Here is a 6,454-nt window from a genome sequence, read left to right on the forward strand (position 1 = left end):
GCCCGTATCATTTCCTGCGCACGTTCCGACGCGTCGCGGGCATGACGCCCTACCAGTTCCTGCTGAAAACCCGGCTGCACAGGGCGGCGGTGCGGCTGCGCATGTCGGACGAGGCGATCTCGACGATCGCGTTCGAGGCGGGGTTCAACGATTTATCGACCTTCAACCGCCGATTCCGGCGCGTGATGGGGGAGGCGCCCGGTGCCTATCGGGTCCGGCGGCGAGGCGATAAATTGCCGAACGCATCCGCCGTGCCGGCGATGTGAAGCAAATTGGCCTGACAATGAGCTTTGCCCCGGCGGCTACGAAAAGCGCCTCGGCCATATCGTCGCAATCAGTGATATCCTTTTGAAATCCCCACAAAAATCGACACTGGAAAACTACCGCGGACATTGGAGTTTCGACCCGGCTTCCTATATAAGCACCGAGTGATTCCCGATTAGATTGTGACCTGATTTGACCGACCAGAAGACACCGCGCGGCGCCGACGGCGGCCCGACCGGCATCGAGCCGATATCCATCCTCGAGGAGATGCAGCGCTCCTACCTCGATTACGCCATGAGCGTGATCGTCAGCCGTGCGCTGCCCGATGTGCGCGACGGGCTGAAGCCGGTGCATCGCCGCATCCTCTATGCCGCCCATGAGAGCGGCTACCACTGGAACCGCAAATACGTGAAGTCGGCGCGCCCGGTCGCCGACGTGATGGGTAAATACCATCCGCATGGCGACGCCTCGATCTACGACGCCTTGGTGCGCATGGCGCAGGATTGGTCGCTGCGCGTGCCGCTGATCGACGGGCAGGGCAATTTCGGCTCGATCGACGGTGATCCGCCGGCGGCGATGCGCTACACCGAATCGCGCCTGACGAAGGTCGCGCATGAGTTGCTGGAAGACATCGACAAGGACACCGTCGATTTCCAGGACACTTATGATGCGTCCGGCAGCGAGCCGAAAGTCCTGCCGGCGCGCTTTCCAAACCTGTTGGTCAACGGCTCCGGCGGCATCGCCGTCGGCATGGCCACCAACATCCCGCCGCACAATCTGGGCGAGGTCTGCAACGGCGCCATCGCCCTCATCGACAATCCGGCGATCGATCTGCCGGCGTTGATGGAGATCATTCCGGGGCCGGATTTCCCGACCGGCGGCATCGTGCTCGGCCGCTCCGGCATCTACAGCGCCTATTCGACCGGCCGCGGGTCCATCGTCATGCGCGGGCGCGTCAACGTCGAGGCGCGCGGCAACGACCGTGAATCGATCGTCATCACCGAAGTTCCCTACCAGGTGAACAAGTCGTCGATGATCGAGAAGATGGCGGAGCTGGTGCGCGATAAGCGCATAGAGGGCATATCCGACATCCGCGACGAGAGCGACCGCCAGGGTTACCGCGTCGTCATCGAACTGAAGCGCGACGCGGTCGCTGACGTCATCCTCAACCAGCTCTACCGTTTCACGCCGCTGCAGACGTCGTTCGGCGCCAATATGGTGGCACTGAACGGCGGCAAGCCGGAATTGCTGACGCTGACCGACATGCTGAAGGCGTTTGTCGCCTTCCGCGAGGACGTGATCAGCCGGCGCACGAAATTCCTGCTGCGCAAGGCGCGCGACCGCGCCCATGTGCTGGTCGGCCTTGCCATTGCCGTCGCCAACATCGACGAGGTCATCAAGCTGATCCGCACCGCGCCGGACCCGCAGACGGCGCGCGAGCAGTTGATGGAGCGGCGCTGGCCTTCGGGCGACGTCGAATCGCTGATCCTGCTGATCGACGATCCGCGCCACCGCATCAACGAGGACGGCACCTACAATCTGTCCGAGGAACAGGCGCGCGCCATCCTCGAACTGCGCCTGCAGCGCCTGACCGCGCTCGGCCGCGACGAAATCGCCGACGAGTTGAACACGATCGGCGACGAGATCAAGGACTACCTGGACATCCTGTCGTCCCGCGCCCGCATTCAGCAGATCGTCAAGAACGAGCTTGCCGCCGTCCGCGACGAGTTCGGCACGCCGCGCCGCACCGAGCTCTCCGAGGGCGGGGCTGATATGGAAGACGAGGACCTGATCCAGCGCGAGGATATGGTCGTGACGGTCAGCCATTCCGGCTACATCAAGCGCGTGCCGTTATCGCTCTACCGGGCGCAGCGGCGCGGTGGCAAGGGCCGATCCGGAATGTCGACCAAGGAAGAGGATTTCGTCACAAGGCTGTTCGTTGCCAATACGCACACGCCGGTGCTGTTCTTCTCCTCGCGTGGCATCGTCTACAAGGAAAAGGTCTGGCGCCTGCCGATCGGCAATCCGCAGTCGCGCGGCAAGGCGCTGATCAACATGCTGCCGCTGGAGCAGGGCGAACGCATCACCACCATCATGCCGCTGCCTGAGGACGAGACCAGCTGGGGCGAGCTCGACGTGATGTTCGCCACCACCCGCGGCACGGTGCGCCGCAACAAGCTGTCGGACTTCGTCCAGGTCAACCGCAACGGCAAGATCGCCATGAAGCTGGAAGAGGAAGGCGACGAGATCCTCGGCGTCGAGACCTGCACCGACAATGACGACGTGCTTCTGACCGCAAGCTCCGGCCAGTGCATCCGCTTCTCGGTCAGCGACGTGCGCGTCTTCCAGAGCCGCAACTCGGTCGGCGTGCGCGGCATCGCCATGGCTGCCACCGACCGGGTGATCTCGATGGCGGTGATCGAACATGTCGAGGCGCCGCCGGCCGAGCGCGCCGCTTATCTCAGGCGAGTGGCGGCGGAAAGGCGGCTCGCCGCCGGCATTGCGGCTGGCGAGGACGAAGACATTCAACTCACCAATGAGGAAGTCGGCGAGGAGACGGAGCTTTCCGACGAGCGCTACGAATTGCTCAAGGCACACGAGCAATTCGTGCTGACGGTGACGGAATATGGCTACGGCAAGCGTTCGTCTTCCTATGATTTCCGCCTTACAGGGCGCGGCGGCAAGGGCATCCGCGCCACCGATGTGTCGAAAGTGGCTGAGATCGGCCGTCTGGTGGCGACTTTCCCGGTCGGCAATGACGACCAGATCATGCTTGTCTCGGATGGCGGCACCGTCATCCGCGTGCCGGTCAACGGCATTCGTTTCGCCAGCCGCGCCACCAAGGGCGTGACCATCTTCAACACGGCCGACGGCGAGAAGGTCGTTTCGGTGGAGCGGATATCGGAACCGCAATCGGACGAGGAAGCCGAAGAGAGTGTCGAGGGCGACGCAACTCTGGATACCGGTACTGAAGACGTTGGCCCGGACAACAACGCCGAGTAGGTCTTGACGGGCAATGCCGGCCCGATGGGCCGGCGCCGTCAACAGCTAGCGGTGGCGAAACGGCTTGCGGATACCAAAGCCTCCGAACCGCTTGGCATTGGACTTGGCGCGGACGCGATCTGCTTCCTGATGCAGCCCGAATACGGTGGCGATCAGCATGGCGACGGTCATTGCGGTGGCGAGCATGTAGATCAGCATGTGCGTGTCTCCTGCACCTAGCAACGATTAAATGGGGTTTTGGTTTCATCTCCTGAAGCTGCAACCTAGTGAAGGCTTCGTGATCGGCCCGTGCATTGGTCGTTCATCTCGGCCAAAAGGTTCACACAAAGCGCATCGCGATTACCGTGGCTCAGGCGTTGCGCTTTGAGGCTCTGTTTGGGTGCATGTCGTTGTCCAAAACCGCTGCACACTTTTGGGCGACATGCATTGGCGGCTCGCTGATCGGATTTGCCTTTGCGAGAGAGGCTCGCTAGAAGCACCTGCCATGACCGAACGCATCGCCCTTTATGCCGGCTCCTTCGACCCGCTGACCAACGGCCATCTCGATGTGCTGAAGGCGTCGCTGGCCGTGGCGGACACAGTCTATGCGGCGATCGGCATTCATCCCGGCAAAAAGCCGCTGTTTTCGTTCGAGGAGCGGGTCGGTCTCATCGAAGCAGCGACGAAGGCAGAATTTGGCCGCGACGGCGCGCGCATCAAGATTGTCGCTTTCGACGGGCTGGTCATCGACGCGGCCAGGAAGCAGGGCGCCTCGATCATGATCCGCGGCCTGCGCGATGGCACCGATCTCGACTACGAGATGCAGATGGCCGGCATGAACGAGACGATGGCGCCGGAACTGCAGACAGTTTTTCTGCCCGCCAGCCCTTCGGTGCGAACCATTACCGCCACACTTGTCCGTCAGATAGCCTCCATGGGAGGCGACATCCGCCCCTTCGTGCCGGCGGCTGTGGCCGGCGCACTTACCGCCAAATTCGCGAAATAATGCGTGTCGCCCCAACGTGGAACCCGGCTTTGGGACAACGACATGCTTGAAACAAAGGTTTTCGGAGAAATGTCCATGCCGCTCAAAAGGCTCGCCACCTGCTTAGTCGTTGTTTTCAGTCTTGTGGCTGCAACCGTTTCGGCGTTCGCGGCCGATCCGGAAAACACCATGATCATAACGCTGAAGGGCGGCGACGTGACAATCGCGCTCAGGCCCGATCTCGCGCCGAAGCATGTCGAGCAGATCAAGAAGCTGGTTCGTCAGGGCGCTTACGACAACGTCGCTTTCCACCGCGTCATCGACGGCTTCATGGCGCAGACCGGCGACGTGAAGTTCGGCAACATGAAGAACGGCTTCAACGCCGATGCTGTCGGTACTGGTGGTTCCGATCTTCCCGACCTACCGGCCGAATTCTCGACGTCCGAGCGCTACGAGCGCGGCGTGGTCGGCATGGCCCGCTCGCAGGACCCGGATTCCGCCAATTCCCAGTTCTTCATCATGTTCGCGCCGGCGCCGCCGCTCGATGGCCAGTACACTATCGTCGGTAATGTCGAGAACGGGATGGAGTTGGTGGACCAGATAAAGAAAGGCGATGCGGCACAGAACGGGGTTGTCACTGATCCCGATCGCATGATCAAGGTGCGCATCGCCGCCGACGGCAAGTAAACCCATTAGTTTCGAAGGATATTCTGACATGGCCGAGATCAAGGACCGCGAGAACGCGCTCATCATGGAAACGACCAAGGGCAAGGTCGTCATCGAACTGTTTCCCGATCTGGCGCCTGGCCATGTCGGCCGCATCAAGGAACTGGCGCGCGAAGGCGCTTATGACGGCGTGGTGTTCCATCGCGTCATCGAGGGGTTCATGGCGCAGACCGGCGACGTGAAATTCGGCAATTCCACCAAGCCCTCTTTCGCACCGGCGCGCGCTGGCACGGGCGGCTCCGACAAGCCCGACCTGAAGGCGGAGTTCTCTAACGCCAATCACGGCCGTGGCACCTGCTCGATGGCGCGCTCGCAGAATCCGAACTCGGCCAATTCGCAGTTCTTCATCTGCTTCGACGATGCCGCCTTCCTCAACCGCCAATACACGGTCTGGGGCCAGGTCATCGAGGGCATGGACAATGTCGACAAGATCAAGCGCGGCGAGCCGGTGCCGGATCCCGACAAGATCGTGTCGCTGAAGGTGGCAGCCGACGTGAAATGACCTACCGGGCTGTCGCGGCTATCACTCTGATGCTTGTCGCGGCGGCCACTCCGGCGCTGGCGACGGAATCGATTGTTTGCAGCGCCGAAGGCGACGCGGCATCGATCGACGTCCTGATGGGGCACACTGCCGTCATCGCGGTTGCGCGTGTATGGCTTGATGCCGGCGACAGGAACTGGACCACCGACGGTCGGCCGGGTTCGACGAAAGTCTTCGTCGGACAGGCATTCGAGGACGACCAGCACATGGCGATCGATCTCACCGATGAGGGCATCAGCTCGACCGTCGCCAAATTGCGACTGGTCAAGGCCAGCGAACAGTCCAATTTCGCAATGGGCGGCACGCTGAGCATCGACGGTGTTGGCGCCTGGGCGGTGACCTGCCCGGAATTTTGAGGCGGGATTTTCTTGCGCGTCGATCTTTTCGACTTTGATCTGCCGGAGGAGCGTATCGCGCTTCGACCGGCAGAACCGCGCGACAGCGCCAAAATGCTGGTTGTCAGGCCGGGTGAGGGCCGCGAAGACCGGACGGTGCGCGAGCTGCCGTCCCTGCTCGAGAGCGGTGACGTGCTGGTCTTCAACGACACCAAGGTCATTCCGGCACAGTTGAAAGGCATCAGGCGGCGCGGCGAAGCGGTGGCGCAAGTCGAAGCCACGCTGCACATGCGGGCGGCTCCCGACCGCTGGCTGGCTTTCATGCGGCCGGGCAAGCGCATCGCCGCCGGCGACCGCGTCCATTTCGGCCATGACGCCAATTCCTGCTTTCTCGGCCAGCTCGATGCCACGGTGATCGAGAAGCGCGAGGCCGGCGAGGCTTTGCTCGGTTTTGACCTCTCAGGTCCGTTTCTCGATGAGGCGTTGCACGCCGTCGGTCACATTCCGCTGCCGCCTTACATCGCTTCGAAGCGCGACGACGACGAACGCGACCGCAAAGACTACCAGACCATCTATGCCAGGGAGGAGGGGGCCGTGGCGGCACCCACTGCCGGCCTGCAT

General features: G+C 62.3%; 8 protein-coding genes. 7 read left to right on the forward strand and 1 reads right to left on the reverse strand.

Annotated elements, in window-relative coordinates; translation table 11 throughout:
- Together EOA86_RS17555 and gyrA are read left to right on the forward strand one after the other, a co-directional pair.
- Window positions 1–266, forward strand: a 266-nt coding sequence (locus EOA86_RS17555) for a helix-turn-helix transcriptional regulator (protein WP_164891797.1), incomplete at its 5' end; no start/stop codon positions are given.
- Window positions 267–456: 190 nt separating this feature from the next.
- Window positions 457–3,267, forward strand: a complete 2,811-nt coding sequence (gene gyrA, locus EOA86_RS17560; RefSeq protein ID WP_128342808.1) for a DNA gyrase subunit A — start codon at window positions 457–459, stop codon at window positions 3,265–3,267.
- Between the two features lie 45 nt (window positions 3,268–3,312).
- On the opposite strand, the gene EOA86_RS17565 is transcribed toward gyrA, so the two are convergent.
- On the reverse strand, window positions 3,313–3,465 hold the full coding sequence (locus tag EOA86_RS17565; protein WP_084831418.1) for a hypothetical protein: 153 nt from the start codon (window positions 3,463–3,465) through the stop codon (window positions 3,313–3,315).
- A gap of 286 nt (window positions 3,466–3,751) precedes the next feature.
- On the opposite strand from EOA86_RS17565, the gene coaD reads away from it, so the two are divergent.
- The 5 genes from coaD to EOA86_RS17590 form a co-directional block, all read left to right on the forward strand.
- Window positions 3,752–4,252 carry a pantetheine-phosphate adenylyltransferase gene (gene coaD / locus EOA86_RS17570; protein WP_127211165.1) on the forward strand — a complete coding sequence of 167 codons (501 nt, stop codon included), beginning with the start codon at window positions 3,752–3,754 and terminating at the stop codon, window positions 4,250–4,252.
- 75 nt (window positions 4,253–4,327) lie between these two features.
- Window positions 4,328–4,918 carry a peptidylprolyl isomerase gene (locus tag EOA86_RS17575; protein WP_128342810.1) on the forward strand — a complete coding sequence of 197 codons (591 nt, stop codon included), beginning with the start codon at window positions 4,328–4,330 and terminating at the stop codon, window positions 4,916–4,918.
- A 28-nt stretch (window positions 4,919–4,946) separates the two neighbouring features.
- Window positions 4,947–5,459, forward strand: a complete 513-nt coding sequence (locus EOA86_RS17580; RefSeq protein ID WP_065009548.1) for a peptidylprolyl isomerase — start codon at window positions 4,947–4,949, stop codon at window positions 5,457–5,459.
- A complete protein-coding gene (locus EOA86_RS17585; protein ID WP_128342812.1) occupies window positions 5,456–5,854 on the forward strand; it encodes a hypothetical protein in 399 nt (132 codons plus the stop codon). The genes EOA86_RS17580 and EOA86_RS17585 overlap by 4 nt, the downstream gene beginning before the upstream one ends.
- 12 nt (window positions 5,855–5,866) lie before the next feature.
- On the forward strand, window positions 5,867–6,454 hold a 588-nt coding region (locus tag EOA86_RS17590; protein ID WP_164891798.1), incomplete at its 3' end, for an S-adenosylmethionine:tRNA ribosyltransferase-isomerase.

Origin of the sequence: Mesorhizobium sp. M5C.F.Ca.IN.020.32.2.1 (assembly GCF_004023105.1) — a bacterium.
Lineage (GTDB): Bacteria > Pseudomonadota > Alphaproteobacteria > Rhizobiales > Rhizobiaceae > Mesorhizobium > Mesorhizobium wenxiniae.

Coding starts and splice junctions, on each gene's coding strand:
- EOA86_RS17585 (WP_128342812.1), top strand. CDS start 5,456: ATGACCTACCGGGCTGTCGCGGCTATCACTCTGATGCTTGTCGCGGCG.
- EOA86_RS17565 (WP_084831418.1), bottom strand. CDS start 3,465: ATGCTGATCTACATGCTCGCCACCGCAATGACCGTCGCCATGCTGATC.
- coaD (WP_127211165.1), top strand. CDS start 3,752: ATGACCGAACGCATCGCCCTTTATGCCGGCTCCTTCGACCCGCTGACC.
- EOA86_RS17580 (WP_065009548.1), top strand. CDS start 4,947: ATGGCCGAGATCAAGGACCGCGAGAACGCGCTCATCATGGAAACGACC.
- EOA86_RS17575 (WP_128342810.1), top strand. CDS start 4,328: ATGCCGCTCAAAAGGCTCGCCACCTGCTTAGTCGTTGTTTTCAGTCTT.